Below are 19489 nucleotides of genomic sequence, written 5' to 3' on the forward strand. Positions count from 1 at the left end.
ATTAATTTCTGTTTTTTAATAGTATCCAGCCGCTACGCTGCTCAAGTTTTTTACTTGCGGGGTTTTCCCATTGTACCCTATACCAATAAGTGGCAGTCGGAAGAACAAGACTTCCCCTCAGCATTCCGTTCCAGAATGTTTCATTTTTACCAGCTTTGAACACCTCCTGACCATATCTGTCAAAAATAGAAGCTGCAAAGTTATTATACTTACTGATGCCTGTAAAGTCTACAGTATCATTTTTACCGTCTGAATTAGGTGTAATAGCATTGATAACAACAAACGTAAAATATGATAAGGAAGTGCTGCATTTTGCATCTTTCACTCTTACCAGCAGATTATAATTGATGTTGTCCATTACATTATAGAATATGTTGGAAGATTGCCATGTAACTCCTCCGTCTACAGAATATTCCAATACACCACCCGTTGGGTTGCTTGTTGTTAAGGTCAGCACATGATTATCATAAACCACATTTGTAAACAGAGGTAACGCAGGATTGATGAGCTGAGCAGAGAATACTTTAGAACAGGTTCCATTACTTATGGTTACCGAATAGGTTCCCGGAGTGTCTACAGAGATGGTCTGTGTAGTTGCACCTGTATTCCATACATACGTGTAATTCGGTCCTGAACCCGCATCTAAAATTCCGAAATCCCCGGCACAGACATATACATCTTCTAATGTTGATACGATTGTAGGCACAACTTCAACGCTAATGGAGGTTGGATTTTCTACTTTACATCCGTTTCCGCCTAAAGCAAAAACAGAGTAAATCGTCGTACCAACCGGCGGAGTTACGACTTGGGTATTTCCATTCCCCGGTAAGCCTACCCATTCATAGGTAACACCACCTGATGCAGTTAATGTTACGGATTCCCCTGCACAGATTTTAGATTTTGACACTGCTAAAACTGCCACAGGAGGTCCTACAACAATATTAATAGTGGCAGGATTCGCGGAAATACAGCCGTTTGCCCCTACTGCATATACTGAATACGTCGTGTTCTGTGAAGGAGAAACAACCTGTGTATTCCCATTTCCAGGAAGACCGCCGCCCCAGTTGTAACTTGCACCACCAGACGCTGTTAAAGTAACAGATTCGCCCGGACAAATTTGTAAAACAGGAGCAGTTAATGCTGCTACCGGAAGTGTGGTATTTTGAGTTACCGTAACATTTTCTGTATATGAACAGTTTAAGTTCCCTGGCTGATTGACATTTGTTACAGTTAGTGTATAAACACCGCCTGCATTAACTACAGGAGTCAGCGTATTGGCCCCTGATACAATTGTTCCGCCAGTGGTGGTCCATGCAATGGAAGAACCTGGAGGAATTACTGATGCTGAAGCATTCAGAGTGATACTTGGGGTTGTACAGGTGATCTGTTGCGGAGATGCGATCGTCAGTGTAGTGGTTGGCGTTGATAATAGCTGCAGGTTCACCACATATTTACACCCTCCATTTGAAACCAGCACATAAATGGTCTGTCCTCCTGCACTGTTAAATGAAGTAGGGACAGCTATGGTATTCGTATTTCCTGCGTTGGCATCCGCCAAATTTAAATAATAGGCAAAAGTAACTCCTGTAGCAGAAGTAATCTGTGGCTGGGCTTCTGTCAGGTTATAAATAATTCCACCTGACTGGTAACATTTAAACAGCGTTGCATTCTGTACCGTAATCGGTTGGGAAACCTCAATAGTGATGCTTGCAGGTGTCTGGGATACACATCCGTTTGCACCGACTGCATTCACGGTATAGGTGGTTGTAGCTGTAGGTGAAACAGTCTGGGTATTTCCTGTTCCGGTTAAGCCTGTCCAATTATAAGTAGCACCACCTGAAGCGGTCAGGGTAACGGATTCTCCTGAACAGATTGTTATTTTCGACGCTGTTAAAGTGGTGGTTGGCGGTGCACTGTTTCCTGTAACCGTAACATCTGCAATTCCTGTACAGGTTAAGTTTCCGGGTTGGTAAACATTTGAAATGGTTAAGGTATAGGTTCCTGCCGTATTGATCACAGGATTTAGCGTATTGCCTCCTGATACGATATTCCCGTTTGTGGTAGTCCATGCAAAAGTAGCTCCTGCAGGATAAACGGAGGCAGATCCGTTTAAAGTAATTTGTGAATTGGTGCAGGTCAGCGTATTGGGAGGAGCAATAGTAGCGGTGATTTGCGGAGCTTTTATCAATTGTAATTGTGCCACCTTCGAACAAAATCCGGTTTTTACCAAAACGTAAATGGTTTGTCCCGCACTCTGGAATGTTGTAGGAGCAGCAATCGTATTTCCGTTTCCGGCAAGCGCATCTGCCTGGTTGATATAGTAGGTAAAAGTAGCCCCCGGTGTTGAGCTGATTGAAGCTTGTGCCGATGTCAGGTTAAAAGTAGCATTCCCCGGTGCGTAACAAGCTGTAAGTGTACCGTTCTGTACGGTTGGTGAAGTTCCTCCCACGATAGTCACCGAAGCTGTCCCCGGACATGTATTTCCCGGTAAAAAAACCTGAACCGTATATACTCCCGGTGCTGTGGCCGTATAGCTCGCCCCTGTAGCTCCCGGTATAGGATTTCCTCCCAACAACCACTGATAAGTCGCTCCTCCGCCCTGAACCGAAGCTGTAAAAGTCTGAGGCGCATTATCACACACATTAATAGATGAAGGAAGCGCAACACCTGCCGGATCTAAAACCTGAACCCCAATATCAAATGATCCTGCTTCAAGAAAAACAGCAGAGTCAAAATTTGAATCCTGATAATCTGCCAGTACCATTTTAAAGTGATACGTCTGACCTGGAATTACTGTTGCCGTTGCAGTTAAAGGAATGGTACGACCATTAAAGTTTGTTTCAATCTGGGGATTATTATATCCTGCAAAATAAGAAACGTTGGAAGCAGCACAGCTTCCTGTAGAGGTTGTGATTACCGGACGGATATTGGTAACACTTACCGGACCTGCGCCTCCAGGCAAAACTGCTAAATTCGTATATGAACCTCCCACCGGTTTCAGTAACAATGCAAACCCATCACTGATATTACACGGGAAATTCGACTGGTATTCTTTGGATGCAAATAAATATTTGAAAGTTACTTTAGTAGAGGCCGGTACAAAATCAAATTCAATATATGTAGCGTCATTCAATTCTGAATTCAGAACGGATAAAGCCGTTGCCAGATCCGTATCTCCTCCTGAAGACAAAACATCACTTAAGTTTGCCTGAAAGTTATTCCCAGCCTTTCTTGCATATCCTGTGGTTAGAACAATACCTTTGGCAAAAGGAAAATTGGTGGTGCCCTTATTAAAATATCCCCAGCTTCTGTCTTGATCGGTAACTGCCAGATTAGGAGAAACGACAACATTGCTTACATTGGCTGCAGAACAGGTAGAACCTCCACTGATCAGTACATCTTTAACCAATTGGGTAATACTGTAACTGGATTCCGGGTAGCCCACAGCATTAACGTCGATAAAAGCACCTGCCTTCATACTTTCAGCTGCAGGCTTTCTTACAGTCCCTTTGCTCTGCCGATCCTGAGCAAAAACGAAACATCCTGCAAAAACTGAAAATAAAGCCAAAAATAAATTTTTCGTCCCCGTGTTCAACATTTTATATTATTTTAAACAAAAATACTATTTTTTTTGATTCATTATTATATTATCCCGTATACAATCCATTCCTATTATATAAGTATTGTTTTCAATTGTATTAAAAATAAAAAGACCGACAAATTGTCGGTCTTATGGTAATATTAAAATTTTCCTATTCGATATTCTTCAGCAATATCCAACCTGTTTTTAAGGTAGGTTTCTTGCTGGCCGGATCTTCAAAAGTTATCTGATACCAGTAAGATGCGGTAGGCAGTCGTTTTCCCTGGAAGTATCCGTCCCAATATGGCTGCAAGTTGCTGGCTTTATACACCTCTTTTCCATAACGGTCAAAAACAGAAGCTTTGAAATCTTTATTTTTAATAATTCCTCTGAAATCAATTATGTCATTGATGTTATCTCCGTTCGGCGTAATGACATTCTGCATAATAAATGTAAAATATTCCAAAGATCCCACACAGCTTGTCTTTCTCACCCTTACCCTGATGGATACAACGATATTTCTCGGCACATTGGAGAAGGTATTCGAATTCTGCCATGTCAATCCGTTATCTATTGAATATTCCAGAAGTCCGTTGCTCGGATTGCTTGCCGTCAGAACCATGGTTCCGTTTTCATTGTAATTTACATTAATGATTTCAGGGATAACAGCCTGAATAACCTGCGTGGTAAATACTTTTGAACAAACGCCGTTACTGATCGTCACCGAATAGGTTCCAGGCGTTCCTACCGATATGGTTTGTGATGTATCTCCTGTATTCCATAAATACGTATAGTTTGGCCCTGTTCCGGCATCAAGAGTAATCTGATCACCTACACAGATGAATCCTCCTGTAAGATTTGAAGTAATAGCAGGAACCACTTCCACTGTTAAAGTTGCAGGCTGTAAAGATTTACATCCCTGTGCTCCGATGGCATACACTGAATATGTAGTGGTTTGTGTGGGTGATACGTTATGTACAGCATCAGTCCAAGGCAATCCTGTCCATTGGTACGTTACTCCGTTGGCAGCAGTTAAAGTAGTTGATTCTCCTACACAGATTTTTACTTTTGTTGCGGTAAGTTGTGCTACAGGAGTGGCTTCCTTTTTTAAAGTTAATGTTACCATTTTACTACAAAAAGCACCGTTCGAAACAACAACATATAAAACCTGACCATCCGTGCCATTATAACTGTTTAAAAGTCCCGGAGCAATATAGTTTCCGTTTTGTGCAACGGCATCGGCCTGATTAATATAATAACGCACTACAGCGGTGGCAGAGGTAGTAATCAAAGGGGTTGCATCGTTTAGATTAAATGTAGACACAGAAGGAGTTGTACAAAGCTTTAAGGTAGCATTCTGGGCAGGAGGCGTTGTTCCTCCTACGATCGTAATAACTGCAGATGCCGGACACTGATTTCCGGGAACAGCCACTTTCACTTCATAAGAACCCGGTGAGGTGGCGGTGTAAGAAACATTTGTTGCCCCATTGATCGCCGCACCGTCTTTATACCACTGAAAAGTCATTCCAGGAACTACTGTAAGCTGTGCCGTTAAAACCTGAGGGGTATTATCACACATATTTACCGTATCCGGCAAAACCACTCCATTGGCATCTACAATTTTGATCCCGATGTCAAAAGATCCTCCTTCAAGAAAAACAGCGGAATCTAATGTCTGGTCATTATAATCTGATAATACCATTTTAAAATGATACGCAACTCCAGGAGTTACATCGGCAATTGCCGTCAAAGGCACAACCCTTCCGTTAAAATTGGTCTCGATACTCGTTGTATTATATCCTGCAAAATAGGTAGGATTTAAAGCGCCACATACAAGTGGATCACCGTCAAACTGATTATCCGGTCGTATATTAGTAACACTAACAGCACCTGCAGTTCCGGGAAGGATGGCAACATTGGTGTAAGGACCGCCGGCTACCGGTTTAATGAGGAGAGCAAACGCATCTGAATAATTACAAGGGTACCCACTTGTATATTCTTCTGATGCGAAAATATAGTTAAATTTCACCTGATTGGAATTTGGAATAAAATCAAATTCCAATGCTACGGCATCACGCTGATTTATAATATTAGTTCCGGTAGCTGCTGCAAGATCAGCATCGCCGTTTTGCGAAATTGTCCCGTGTAAATTGTCGGATATCGCTGAATTACCGGCTTCCCGGGCATAACCGGTTGTTAAAACAATCCCATTAGCAAAAGGGAAATTTGTGGTTGCTTTATTAAAATACCCCCAAAACCTGTTATCTTCAGTTACTGCCTGGTTGGGACTTATGGTTACATTGGTTACACTTGGCGTTGCACAACTGGATTGTCCGTTAATAAGAACCTGCTGCACCAACTGTTGGATAGTAAGGCCTGACTCCGGATAAGATGCAGTATTTACATCAATAAATGCCCCGGCCTTCATACTTTCAGATGTTAGTTTTACTTTCCCGTTTTTTCTGGAAGCAATCTGTGCCGATGCAGATCCTGAAATTAAAAGTAACACTAAAAATAAGAAGTAGTTTTTCAGTCTATAATTTAACATTTTTTTGTTGTTTGTCCAAAAATACTAAATTTTGAATTAGAATTAAATAAAAATAGCGGATATTTCAATGAAAAAATTAATTTATTGTGAATATTCACAAATATCAGATAATATATCTGCATTAAGGAGAAACACTAATAAAAAAATAACTTCATTAGTGAATTATTTATCAATTTAAATGCATATAGATACTGTATTATCATTCTTTTATAAGCTCGTCTATTTTATTCTGAAGTTCTTCAATTTTATCTTTTAAAGCCTTTATTTCATTTTTATTTGAGCTCACATTGCTTTTAAGCATTACATTTTTTGCTCTTTCGCTGTGATCCTCATCATCTTCATCCTCGTTAATTTCTTCAATATCTTCCTGAATATCTTCAATATCTTCAGTAATCTCTTCAATATCTTCACTGATCTCCTCAATATCTTCACTGATTTCTTCAATGTCTTCCTGAATATCTTCAATATCTTCCTGGATATCTTCAATTTTCTCGTGGCTTTTATTGACAGACATCTGAATAAAAATAGCCAAATAAATAGCTTCAAGAGAAACCACTGTCGTAAGGATCAACAACATTTTATCAAATTCCACAATATGAAGCAATGGCAGCAAAAATGAAATCATAAAAAACAGAGTATGGGCAATTAATGACGGAATAGAGCCTATCCACCAGGTAATGCCGTTGGCAATTCTCTCTAAAACCGCTGTTTTTTCTTCGTGTTTTTCCATAGTGTTTATTTTATAGTATTTCTTTAGTGACTCCCAGGCCAAACAACGCAAAATCATACTTTGCAGGATCTTTATCATCAAACTTCCTGATCACCTGATCCAGTTCCTCTACTGTTTTCCAGTCATTCTGGGTTCTTGAAATTAACCCCAGTTTTCTTGAAATATTTCCCGTATGCACGTCCAGCGGGATAGACAAGTACCTCGGATTTATATTCCCCCAGATGCCAAAATCTACACCGCGCCTGTCTTTACGCACCATCCAGCGAAGAAACATTATGATTCTTTTGGTGGAAGAATTTTTATATGGTGAACTTACATGCTTATGACTCCTGTGTTTTTCAGTACCTAAAAACTGACTTCTGAATCTTTCTATAGCGTGAATGAAATTAGTTTCAGACTCATTTATTTCAAATAATTTTTCCAGACTTTCGTTTTCCGTGTATATTCTATTAAATTGTTTTATAAAATATACAAAATCTTCACCATTAAAAGTTCTGTGAATACTTTTCGCCTGAATTTCCTGCAGATCTTTTTCAGAATGATTCATTACAAAATCAAATGGTGAATTGCCCATGATTTCAAGCATTTTCTCTGCGGATTTTATAATGGCTTTTCTGTTTCCCCATGAAATGGTGGCCGCAAGGAATCCGGCAATTTCAATATCCTGCTTCAGAGAAAAACGGTGTGGAATCTGTATCGGGTCATTTTCAATAAAGTCAGGACAGTTGTACTGATCAGCTTTTTCATCTAAGAATATTCTTAATTCTTCAAACTTCAACATCATTATTAAATTTTCACAGGCTCCAGGGCCTTCGGTAAAAAAGTATTCGGAAAAACCGTTCTGGCTTCATCTGTAAATACCGTTAAATCTCCATACCTGTTGGAAAAATGTCCTAAAATAAGTTTTCCCACCTTTGCTTTTTGGGCAATTGTTGCCGCTTCCAGCGCTGTTGTATGGCCTGTATAATCCGCCATTTCCTTCAGGTCATGCAGAAAGGTGGATTCATGATACAGAACCGTTACATTTTTAATAATGGGAATTACATTTTCAAGATACCGGGTATCACTGCAGAATGCATAAGAAACAGACGGCGCAGGTCCGGTAGTGAGGATTTCATTTTTAAGAATATATCCATCACTTAAAACAAAATCTTTTCCTGCTTTGATATTATGGTAATCACAGGTTTCTATTTCATCATACTTTGCAATCTCCTTTATATTAAGATGCCTGTCTTTCGGTTTTTCTTTAAACAGATACCCATTGCAGTAAATCCTGTGATCCAGAGGAATTGTGTACACCTCTACCCTATTGTCTTCATAAATTTTTTCAGATTCAGTTTTATCCAGCTCATGATACACCACTTCAAACCCGCGATGGGTTTCCGTAATGGTAAAGATGGTTTCCAGCATCTTTTTAATACCTTTCGGTCCATAGACGTGTAACGGATTTTCTCTCCCGAGCAGCCGGAAAGAAGCAATTAATCCCGGCAATCCGAAACAGTGGTCCCCATGAAGATGTGAAATGAAAATATGATTAATTCTAGAAAATTTTGCTTTTGCCTTTCTCAGCTGCACCTGTGTCCCTTCTCCGCAATCAATCAGAAAAGACCGTTCTTCCATTTCCAGAAACTGTGCGGTAGGAGAAGAGTTTACAGTAGGAATTGCTGAATTAAAGCCTAATATTGTTAAATAAGTACTCAAATCAATAGTTTATTATAAAGACAAATGTACGACAGAAAATCTGAAGTTAAATTTACCTTAGATTCGTATTAGGAAAACAAATAAAAAGCCAGGCTGTGATATTTATTCTTTAAAAGATTAAAGTTGAATAATCAATTTCAGTCCTAATAACATTTAGGACATCTCCCTATGAATATTCGGTATTAATTTTTAACTTTCAAAAAATCCAGGAAAAGATCCAAAGCCTGCTTTCTGTGGCTGATTTTATTTTTATCTTCGGGATTCATTTCTGCAAATGTCCTGGTATGACCTTCAGGAACAAAAACCGGATCATACCCGAAACCTTTAAAACCTTTATTCTCTTCCAACAGATTCCCATGAACCCTTCCGTCAAAATATTTTGCTCCGTTTTCATCATAGTAACATAAAACGGTAATAAAATAAGCCTTTCGGTTCTGCATGCCTTCCATTTCACTTAATACTTTTTCGATATTCTTTGCAAAATCATGATCGCCTGCATACCGTGCTGAAAAAATTCCCGGTCTTCCATTCAAAGCTTCAACCACCAGGCCACTGTCATCACCAAGACTGGGAATTCCCGTTTTTTCAAAGCAGTATTTGGCTTTAATTAATGCGTTGGCATTAAAAGAATCGCCGTCTTCCACAATTTCTTCATGAATATTATAATCGGTAAGGCTTTTTATGACAAAACCTTCACCCAGGATCTGCTGGATTTCTTCTTTTTTATTTATGTTGTGGGTAGCGACAAGTAACTCCATTTTGTTATAAATTTTATTTTATTCTAAAGCACAAAGAATGCCTGAACTCAGATTTCGTTATAATGCACTTTGTATTTGGTCATGAATAAATAACAAAACAGCGAAAAAAGTACGATTCCTACTGCCAGTATTATCCACTCTGAAACTTGAAAGGCTTCTGCAAAACTTTCCTTTTTGGTATAGGTAATCAGTAATGTGGAACATAGATTATTAAAACCGTGAAGCAGCATCGGCAGCAATAGTGATTTGGTTTTTTCATATACCAGTCCCAGTACACAGCCTAATAAAACGGCTCCTACAAACTGCCATGGATTCGCATGAACGAGCCCGAAAATAACAGATGCCGAAACAATAGCTTTCCATGGTTTAACCCCTTTATTGATCAATCCTTTCTGGATAATTCCCCTGAAAATAATTTCTTCAAAAATCGGTGCACAGATCACTGCCGTAATAATCATAACAACAGGATCATCAGTCAGCTGCTCCATTAATCTGGTGAAAAATTCATAATATTTTCCAAAGAAAGGTCCTGTTGTAGGAATCTGCGCTGCAATAAATTCTGCAATAAACATCATCCCGGCCATCATAGGAAAAATCAGCAGATACGTGTAAAAGTTAGTCGGAGAAAAATTAAAATTAAGCTTCTTACCCGTGGTCTGCCTTACGATAAAGAAATCAAAAAAAGCGATTGCCACCAAGAATCCCGAGGCATTGGCAAGCATGAAAAACCAATCTTTATACTGAAGGCTCTCCTTAAAAATAAACATCCAGAAAACATTAAAAAGTGAAGTAATCATTGTTCCGGTAAATAATCCTGCCAGCAAAACAATGCCTCCAATCCATGTAAAGGTAAATTTAGGATATCTGCTCTCCATTATTTTCAGTTAAAATTAATAGCGACAAATATAAGTATTTTGTCCTATTGGCTCTACATAAGTCATTGGTGAATCCTTAAGCAATCAATACCTGTTGGTCTTTAACGGCTTAACATGATGCTAAAATTTCAAACCGGACAATTTGATTTTTAATTTCCATTAAAAATCACGATTTTTGCAACTTCAAAATACAATATGTCAGACTTAATCAAAGAAATAGAGAAAAGAAAAACTTTCGGGATTATCTCTCACCCTGATGCTGGGAAAACCACCCTTACGGAAAAACTACTGCTTTTCGGAGGTGCAATCCAGGAAGCGGGTGCAGTAAAATCCAACAAGATAAAAAAAGGAGCGACCTCCGATTTCATGGAAATTGAAAGACAAAGGGGAATCTCGGTAGCAACTTCAGTACTGGCATTTGAATACAGAGGTCACAAAATCAATATCCTGGATACTCCGGGTCACAAGGATTTTGCCGAAGATACTTACAGAACATTGACTGCCGTTGACTCCGTTATCGTAGTGATAGATGTTGCCAAAGGAGTAGAGGAACAGACTGAAAAACTGGTTCAGGTATGCAGGATGAGAAACATCCCGATGCTGGTCTTCATCAACAAACTGGACCGCGAAGGGAAAGATGCATTTGACCTGCTGGATGAGGTTGAGCAGAAATTAGGATTAACGGTTTGCCCGCTTTCTCTGCCGATCGGTATGGGAAGCGATTTCCAGGGAATCTATAACATCTGGGAAGATAATATCCAGTTGTTTTTAGAAGAAAAAAAGCAGAAAGTCGGGGAAGCAATTAAATTTGATAACATTAATGACTCTTCCATTGATGAAATAATAGGTGAAAAAGCAGCCCATACATTAAGGGAAGAACTGGATCTTGTACAATCTGTTTATCCTGAGTTTAACCGGGATGATTATATGAAAGGCGATTTACAGCCGGTATTTTTCGGTTCGGCCCTTAATAATTTCGGAGTTCGGGAATTGCTTGATGCATTTATCGATATCGCTCCGATACCGCAGCCCAAAGAAAGCGATACCCGTTTGGTAAAGCCTGAAGAAAATACTTTCACAGGATTTGTTTTTAAAATCCATGCGAATATGGATCCTAAACACAGAGACAGGCTGGCGTTCGTTAAAATTGTTTCCGGGACTTTTAAAAGAAATGAGAATTACCTGTTGGTAAGAGAAGGCAAGAAAATGAAGTTCTCTTCTCCAAATGCCTTTTTCGCAGACAAAAAAGAAGTGGTGGATGAAAGTTTCCCGGGAGATATTATAGGCCTTCATGATACAGGAAGCTTCAGAATTGGTGATACACTTACAGGCGGTGAAAAGTTAAGCTTTAAAGGAATCCCGAGTTTCTCTCCGGAACATTTCAGATACATTAATAACAATGACCCGTTGAAAGCAAAACAACTGGCCAAAGGTATCGACCAGCTCATGGATGAAGGAGTTGCCCAGCTGTTTACACTGGAAATGAATAACAGGAAAATTATCGGAACAGTCGGCGCACTTCAGTACGAAGTGATCCAGTACCGCCTAGAGCACGAATATGGTGCAAAATGTACATATGAGCCTCTTTCAATGCATAAAGCCTGTTGGGTGGAAGCGGATGAGAAATCAGAGGAATTTAAAGAGTTTGCAAGATTAAAGCAACGGTTCCTGGCCAGGGATAAATATAACCAACTGGTATTCCTGGCAGATTCATCGTTTACAATTCACATGACGCAGGAGAAGTTCCCGAATGTAAAACTTCATTTCATCAGTGAGTTTAAACAAAACTAGATATAATGTAATATAAAAATAGACCGTTCTATATGAACGGTCTATTTTATTATGTACGATAACTGAACTTCGTTATTCCTTAATCCATTTAATTGTTTTGTTAATATCCTTAGCTTTAACAGTAACCAGATAATCTCCTTTAATTAAATGAGTCAAATTAAATGTTCCCACTTTTTCATGATCTAATTTATTATTCGATCTGCTAAATACCAATCTGCCGCTTACATCATGGACAGCAATGTCATAATTATCATTTTGTCTGCCAAATTTAACATTCAGAATTCCTTTGCTCGGATTAGGATATACTACAAATACGTCTTTGCTTCCATTTACTTCATCAACAGCCAATGTCTGGGTAATGGTAAAATTAACAGGATTGATATTGTAAAATACATTTCCTACTCCTGCCACCATAATTCGGGCCTGTGTTGTACTCACATTTGGAAGGGTAACCACTTCCGAACCATCGTTTGGAGTAGACGCAACAATAGTAGTCGGATACGTTAGACCTCCATCAGTAGAAAGCAAAATACTTACATTGGCACAATTGACCGGAGCAGCGGTTGTATTGGCAACATTCCATGTTATTGTTTGGGTCGTATTACCAGTCCAGTTAACAGCTGTGGCGGGGGCCGTAACGATAAACGGTCCTGAATTACCGTCAACCGTAATTGCCGCGTCATCATTGGCAACACCTGCACAACCCGCATTGTTGTCTCTCACGGTCAGTCTGAATTGCATAGTTCTTCCGTATGAAGGTAAAACTTCCCCTTTGGATACCGTATTATTGATAACACTTGTAAGTCTTGGGAAATATCTGTAAGGAACGGTTACGGGTAAAAATGATCTGAACAGAGGGGCATTTCCAGTCGCAGCATTCCAGTTTCCTGCCGGACCTGTATCATTTTGCTCCCAGCAATAGGTTAACCCGCTGTTTTCAGCATCTGTTGCAGAGCCGGTTAATCTAAAAGGTGTGCTTTTAGGTATTGTGTAATCATTCCCCGCATTTACAACAGGAGCCGTATTGGGAACAGGAGTAGTAACCTGGCAGCTTGTCGATTGAACTTTTGTTGTAATAGACTGAAATGAACGGGTGTGGAAAATGGCAATACTGTTTGCTGCCAAATTATTGGTACCGCCACAAATACCGGCGTAAGCCATAATGGTGATTCCGCTTCCTGGCTCTACAGCAGTAGCAGCATTACGATTTCCCCCTCCACAGTTAACTGTAGTGGCATTAAAAGTATGCGGCCCTCCAAACTGATGCCCTACTTCATGCGCTACATAATCAATATCATAAGGATCACCTACAGGATTTGGCGAACCGGTAATACCACTAGCCTTGCCTGAAGCATTACATATAACACCCAAACCGGCTAAGCCCCCACCGCCCGTACTGAACGTATGCCCGATATCGTAATTAGCAGTTCCTATGATGGCATCAATCTGTTCCTGGCTTTCATCAATTAATGTACCGGCATCGTCATTACCGTTAAAAGGATCTGTAGCAGGATTTGTAAAGATAACAGAAGTTTCATTAGCTACTAATATAAGCCTTACTGCTACTTCCTGTTCGTACACTCCATTCACTCTGTTTACAGAGGTTACAATTGCTGATAAAGTTTGTGCCACTGTAGGAGAAGACAATCCTGTTGCAGCCTGCGCATATTCACCTGTACAGGCAACTACAAAACGAAAAACTCTAATCTGGGTTCCTACGCTTGGAGTAACCGTTTTTTGAACGTTTTTGTTTTCTGACTCAGATTCGTCGTCCTTCGTTCCGCAAGTTCTCGGGGTTTTGTTTATTAAATCCTCTTTTTTATAGATAATATAATTATCAATAGCATTCTTTGCATACGGATCAATATACAAATCACCTGTTACCACCGATTTTATCTGAGCATGAAACCCCAATTCCGTAAAATCCATTTTTAGGGTCGCATATCGGTCATCAATTCCTTGCCCCGTAAAGGTAACCAACTGGGGAAACTGATGAGCCAATTCCGGAGCCATTACTGAAGATTTCCAGATTCTGAATTTTGCTTTTGTTCCATCAGGCATAGGTAGGACGATAACGGGAGCCTGATCTTTGGGATCACTGTCCCTCAGTTCAGGAACTGAGTTAAAATAGCTTTTCATTCCGGCCACATCCAAAGTATATGTAAGAAACTTTTCAGGCTGAACCGTTCTGTTTCCAGGCTCTGCTTTGATAGATTTTTCATTGGTTATCCTGAAAAAATCCTGCGCTTTGCCTGAAGAAAAGGATAAAATAAATATCCCCAAATAAAGTAGTTTTTTAATATTCATATAATGTTTTTAATTTTCGCTGTAAATTCATTTTATCAAGTATACCATGATGAAATGATACTCCTTACATAATGAAATCACATACCATGATTCACAATTAGCAAATATATAAAAAAGACAGATACAAATTCATAAATTGCAAATAAGTACTTAACCCAGATGTTATGTAGTATGCAAATCGCATTATTTCTTACATAAAAGCAAATCAGAAATCTGCTTGATTCTAGTGTTGCAGTGTGATAAAATTTAAAAGATTATCTTTTTAATATATCCCACTTACTTTTCCAGATTTTCCAGATTATATGCGTTAAACTTCCTGAGTACATTAAATATTAGAAATTATTTTATAGAATAATCTTAATAGCTCTTTACTTTATCATATATGATAAATGATCCATGTAAAATAAAAACATTTGCAAAAAATATAACATAGAACCGAATTATCTATTTAAAAAATTTAGCTAACCTTTTGTAAAATAATTGTAAAATAAAATTAAAACATTATTTTTCAAATGATTACACATTTACCAGCACAATACATCCCTTTTACAGTCTTTACAAAAGCTTCCCTCCTAATTTTACTTCATTAAAATTAACATTATGAAAAAGTTTTTATTAGCATTAACGGTATCAGTATCGTGCATCATGTGTAAAAAAGGAGAAGCCACCGCATCCGGATTGGAAAATACTCTAAATTCAGCCGACAGTACGGTTTCTGCAGCATCTGAAAAAATCAGGCAGGTGGATGATCAGGCAAATGCTGCTCTTGATTCTGCAAATGTAAGAATCAAGGAGTTTGAAAATATTAAGAATGATGTGAAAGACAAGATGGAAAGCACATCTAAAATAGCAGACTCTTTATCTGATAAAATATCATCGGTAAGGCTGGAGACAAAAGCCGAGAAGAAAGATTCTGTAAAAAAAAGTGAAAAAATCATCGTTAATGTTCCCGCTCCGAAAGTAATCAGGGAGACCAGAATCGTTTATAAAGACAAACCTAAAAAAGAAAATAATGAACTGAATATCCTAAAGAATAAACTCCTAAAAACCGGAGTACTGGAACTGACCGTAGAGGATGCGGACACAGCAAAAGAAATGGTAAAAGAACAGGTTGAAAAATATGACGGACTGGTAAGAAGCGAAAATATTTCGTTAAACAACAATGATTATAAAACAGCCTATCTAAAAATTAAAATTCCAATTCAGAAATTTGATTACCTGATGGATGATCTCAGCCACAATATTGGAAAGGTTGAAAGTAAAAGTGTTGAACTTTCGGGGCAGGATTTTATTCAAAATACAATGTGCGAAATTGACATCACGCTTTACGGAAAAGATGCAAACCTATCTGAAAATAAAAAAACTGAAACTTTTGGTGAAAAATCTTTTGCGGCTGTTTCTTCAGGGTGGAACGTCATTACGTCGATATTCCTGTTCATTCTTCCGCTATGGCCGCTATTCTTAATCGCAGGAGCAGGGTATTATTTTTATAAAAGAAAAACTAAGAATATAACAAATAATGATCAGGATTAATTTTGAAATGATTAAACTAATCAGCTTATTTTAATAATATTTTAATGAAAATCCCGTTTTCTGAAAAATTATTATTTCTAATTTTACATTATCACTTTATTCAAAATAAGAATTTAACTCTGGCAGGAAAATACCATCTAAATAACAGAAATGCCTGTTCAAAATAAAATAAAAAGATATATTATTAATATTTTGTGGTTCGTGTGAAGTAAAAAGGCTCTCAATTTGAGAGCCTTTTGCTATTTGTGTATAACAAGTAATTACTTTGCAATACTTCTGGAAATAACGATCTTCTGAATTTCAGAAGTTCCTTCATAGATCTGGGTAATTTTGGCATCCCTCATCATTCTTTCTACATGATATTCTTTCACATACCCATATCCGCCATGAATCTGCACCGCTTCAATTGTGGTATCCATCGCTACCTGAGAAGAATATAGTTTAGCCATTGCCCCGCTCTCGGAAATATCTTTTCCTGCATCTTTTTCTACCGCTGCCTTAAAGCAAAGCATTCTTGCTGCCGTAATCTGGGTTGCCATATCTGCTAACTTAAATGCAATGGCCTGGTGGTTTATGATTTCAGTTTTGAATGCTTTTCTCGTTTTAGCATATTTCAAAGCCAGTTCGTAAGCTCCTGAAGCAATCCCCAAAGCCTGGGAGGCAATACCTATTCTTCCTCCGTTTAAAACAGCCATCGCAAAATTAAATCCAAAACCGTCTTCCCCGATTCTGTTTTCCTTCGGCACTTTTACATTGTTAAAGATTAAAGAATGAGTATCACTTCCTCTGATTCCTAATTTATCCTCTTTCAATCCGATTTCAAAACCTTCCCAGCCTCTTTCCACGATAAAGGCATTAATCCCTTTATGTTTTTTCTCAGGATCCGTCTGTGCAATAACAATATAATAGGTTGCTGTTCCACCGTTGGTGATCCAGTTTTTAATTCCGTTCAAAAGATAATAATCTCCTTTATCTTCAGCAGTGGTTTTCTGTGAAGTTGCATCAGAACCTGCTTCAGGCTCTGATAATGCAAATGCTCCGATTACCTGGCCGCTGGCAAGAGGCGTGAGATATTTTACTTTTTGCTCTTCAGAAGCAAATTTTTCAAGACCTGCACATACCAATGAATTATTTACGGACATAACAACTGCTGCAGAAGCATCAATTTTTGCAATCTCTTCCATCGCAAGAACATAAGAAACACTGTCCATTCCTGCTCCGCCATACTGAGGGTCCACCATCATTCCCAATAGGCCCATTTCCCCCATTTTCTTTACCTGCTCTGCGGGAAATTTTTGATCGCGGTCTCTTTCTATTACTCCGGGTAATAGTTCGTTTTGTGCAAAATCCCTTGCTGCCTGCTGAATCATCAGCTGTTCTTCGGATAAATTAAAGTCCATAAAAATTGAATAATTAGATGGTCGCTAATTTACACTTTTTGATGAAACCTGAAAATAGAATTAAGGGCCTCTCATTAAATTCTGAAAATCAACGATTAAACGAAATTCAACAGATTATAAAATAGATTGAGATATTGTTAAAATACAGTCAACACCAATATTAAGCATCCTACTGAGCAGGCCTATATATTACAATATACTAATTTTCAATTTTCACCCTCACAATTGAAAAAAATGCTTATATTTAAAATCCTTAACTATTATTTTAAAAGATCATGACCATTAAAAGATTATTCGATATACCACATTATGCCTTGGAGAAATATCCTAAATCGGATATGTTCGTTACAAAATATCAGGGCGAGTGGAAAAAAACCTCTACTCAGGAATTTATCAATGAAGCGAATAAAATATCAAGAGGCCTTCTAAAGCTGGGTATTAAGCCCGGTGATAAAATTGCTATGATTACTACCAATTCACGTACGGAATGGGCGATCATGGATCTTGGTCTTTCGCAGATCGGAGTGGTCTCTGTACCAGTATATCCCAATATTTCACCTGAAGATTACGAATTCATCTTTACCAATGCTGAAATTAAATACTGTTTTGTTTCTGATAAGGATCTTTTACAGAAGGTGATGAAAGTAAAGCATAACATCGTATCTCTCCAGGGGATTTTTACTTTCGACCAAATCAGCGGTGCTGCTAACTGGAAAGAGATTCTGGATCTTGGCGAGGATGATTCCACCCAGATTGAAGTTGAAGATCTGTCAAATGCCATCAATGCTGAAGATCTGGCAACAATTATTTATACTTCCGGAACTACAGGCAAGCCGAAAGGCGTGATGCTAACCCATCATAACATTGTTTCCAATGTTTTAGGTTCCGTTCCGAGAATTCCCAAGAAAAAAAGCCTAGATTATAAAGACACAAGAGTCTTGAGCTTCCTGCCTATCTGCCACATTTTTGAAAGAATGCTTTTCTATCTTTTCCAATACAACGGGTTTTCGATTTATTTTGCGGAAAGCATTGATAAGATGGGAGAAAACGTAAAAGAAGTGAAACCTCATTATATGAGTGTGGTACCAAGGCTGGTAGAGAAGGTTTATGATAAGATTTATGCTACCGGTTCATCAGCAGGAGGTTTGAAACAAAAAATATTTTTCTGGGCATTGAACCTGATTTCCAAAAAGAAAACCATTTCAAAACCATCGGGCTTACAGGAAATTATTGCTGATAAGCTGGTCTTCAAAAAATGGAGAGAAGGTTTAGGAGGTGAAATCATCACATTGGTTTCAGGTTCTGCCGCATTATCTACAAGGCTCAGCCTAATGTTTCAAAATGCAGGTATTCCTATTCTTGAAGGTTACGGACTAACGGAAACTTCACCTGTTATTTCTGTTAATTCTTTTGATAAAATGAAGGTCGGAACTGTTGGCCTTCCTTTGGATAACCTACAGGTAAAAATCCAGGAAGACGGTGAAATTACTGTAAAAGGCCCTTCCATTTTTAAAGGTTATTTTAAAAATGACGAGCAGACTAAAGAAACCTTTACGGAAGACGGGTTTTTCAAAACCGGAGATATCGGGCATCTTGACAGTGACGGGTTTTTACAGATTACGGACCGTAAAAAAGAAATGTTCAAAACTTCCGGAGGAAAATACATTGCACCACAAACCATAGAAAATTTAGCCAAAGCGTCCAAGTTCATCGAACAGATTATGGTGGTAGGCGATGGTGAAAAAATGCCCTGTGCCTTTGTACAGCCCGATTTTGAATTTGCTAAAAACTGGGCCATGAGAAATAACCTCAACATCGGCTCTACTCCTCAGGAAATTGCGAAAAGCCCTGAGCTTAAAGAGAGAATCAAAAAAGAAATTGAAGGAATCAACGAACATCTCGGCAACTGGGAACAGATCAAGAAAATAGAACTGACACCGGAAGTATGGAGCGTTGATACCGGACTATTGACGCCTACGCTGAAACTGAAAAGAAAAGCCATTAAAGAAAAGTTTATCGATCTTTATAATAGAATGTATGATCATCATGAGTAAAGTAAATCCCGCTTCAGTTTTGAAGCGGGATTTTTAATGGTGGTTATATCAGGATTGAAAATACTATTTCTGAATGAACAATATTGATGAAACTTTTAAATTTGGTACAAATAAGGTTATATACGATTGTTATTTATCTGAAATAAATTTATAATTTTAAAGCGGAAAAGAGCTTAAATAAGCTTCCTTTTGAACCCTAATAGCTCATCCTA

12 protein-coding genes are annotated in these 19489 nt (G+C 38.4%); 3 read left to right on the forward strand and 9 right to left on the reverse strand.

The genetic code is table 11. The features are described 5' to 3' along the window. Position 1: 1 nt before the first annotated feature. From MKJ01_RS12975 to MKJ01_RS13005, 7 genes are all read right to left on the reverse strand, one after another. Positions 2-3598 carry a choice-of-anchor L domain-containing protein gene (locus tag MKJ01_RS12975; protein ID WP_241632634.1) on the reverse strand — a complete coding sequence of 1199 codons (3597 nt, stop codon included), beginning with the start codon at positions 3596-3598 and terminating at the stop codon, positions 2-4. Between the two features lie 154 nt (positions 3599-3752). After that, positions 3753-6128 carry a choice-of-anchor L domain-containing protein gene (locus tag MKJ01_RS12980; RefSeq protein WP_241614521.1) on the reverse strand — a complete coding sequence of 792 codons (2376 nt, stop codon included), beginning with the start codon at positions 6126-6128 and terminating at the stop codon, positions 3753-3755. A 199-nt stretch (positions 6129-6327) separates the two neighbouring features. After that, positions 6328-6858, reverse strand: coding sequence for a DUF1003 domain-containing protein (locus MKJ01_RS12985; RefSeq protein ID WP_241614522.1), 531 nt, complete (start codon positions 6856-6858; stop codon positions 6328-6330). A 10-nt stretch (positions 6859-6868) separates the two neighbouring features. Continuing rightward, positions 6869-7636, reverse strand: a complete 768-nt coding sequence (locus tag MKJ01_RS12990) for a TIGR02757 family protein (protein ID WP_241632639.1) — start codon at positions 7634-7636, stop codon at positions 6869-6871. An 8-nt stretch (positions 7637-7644) separates the two neighbouring features. Continuing rightward, positions 7645-8559: a ribonuclease Z gene (locus MKJ01_RS12995; protein ID WP_241614524.1), complete on the reverse strand. Its 915-nt coding sequence runs from the start codon at positions 8557-8559 to the stop codon at positions 7645-7647. 182 nt (positions 8560-8741) lie between these two features. Beyond that, positions 8742-9317 carry an RdgB/HAM1 family non-canonical purine NTP pyrophosphatase gene (gene rdgB / locus MKJ01_RS13000; protein ID WP_241614525.1) on the reverse strand — a complete coding sequence of 192 codons (576 nt, stop codon included), beginning with the start codon at positions 9315-9317 and terminating at the stop codon, positions 8742-8744. A 47-nt stretch (positions 9318-9364) separates the two neighbouring features. After that, the gene (locus MKJ01_RS13005; protein ID WP_241614526.1) at positions 9365-10192 is read right to left on the reverse strand and encodes a CPBP family intramembrane glutamic endopeptidase; all 828 of its coding nucleotides are present in this window, start codon (positions 10190-10192) and stop codon (positions 9365-9367) included. A gap of 195 nt (positions 10193-10387) precedes the next feature. Here MKJ01_RS13005 and MKJ01_RS13010 point away from each other — a divergent pair, with 195 nt between their 5' ends. Continuing rightward, positions 10388-11983: a peptide chain release factor 3 gene (locus tag MKJ01_RS13010; RefSeq protein WP_241614527.1), complete on the forward strand. Its 1596-nt coding sequence runs from the start codon at positions 10388-10390 to the stop codon at positions 11981-11983. A gap of 72 nt (positions 11984-12055) precedes the next feature. On the opposite strand, the gene MKJ01_RS13015 is transcribed toward MKJ01_RS13010, so the two are convergent. Then, positions 12056-14290 carry a reprolysin-like metallopeptidase gene (locus MKJ01_RS13015; RefSeq protein WP_241614528.1) on the reverse strand — a complete coding sequence of 745 codons (2235 nt, stop codon included), beginning with the start codon at positions 14288-14290 and terminating at the stop codon, positions 12056-12058. A gap of 600 nt (positions 14291-14890) precedes the next feature. On the opposite strand from MKJ01_RS13015, the gene MKJ01_RS13020 reads away from it, so the two are divergent. After that, the gene (locus tag MKJ01_RS13020; RefSeq protein WP_241614529.1) at positions 14891-15823 is read left to right on the forward strand and encodes a DUF4349 domain-containing protein; all 933 of its coding nucleotides are present in this window, start codon (positions 14891-14893) and stop codon (positions 15821-15823) included. A gap of 260 nt (positions 15824-16083) precedes the next feature. On the opposite strand, the gene MKJ01_RS13025 is transcribed toward MKJ01_RS13020, so the two are convergent. Beyond that, entirely contained in the window at positions 16084-17223 is a 1140-nt protein-coding gene (locus MKJ01_RS13025; protein WP_241614530.1) for an acyl-CoA dehydrogenase family protein, read from the reverse strand. 275 nt (positions 17224-17498) lie between these two features. On the opposite strand from MKJ01_RS13025, the gene MKJ01_RS13030 reads away from it, so the two are divergent. Further along, positions 17499-19277, forward strand: a complete 1779-nt coding sequence (locus MKJ01_RS13030) for a long-chain fatty acid--CoA ligase (RefSeq protein ID WP_241614531.1) — start codon at positions 17499-17501, stop codon at positions 19275-19277. The last annotated feature ends 212 nt before the right edge of the window (positions 19278-19489 follow it).

It is taken from the genome of Chryseobacterium sp. SSA4.19 (genome assembly GCF_022601875.1).
Classification (GTDB): Bacteria; Bacteroidota; Bacteroidia; order Flavobacteriales; family Weeksellaceae; genus Chryseobacterium.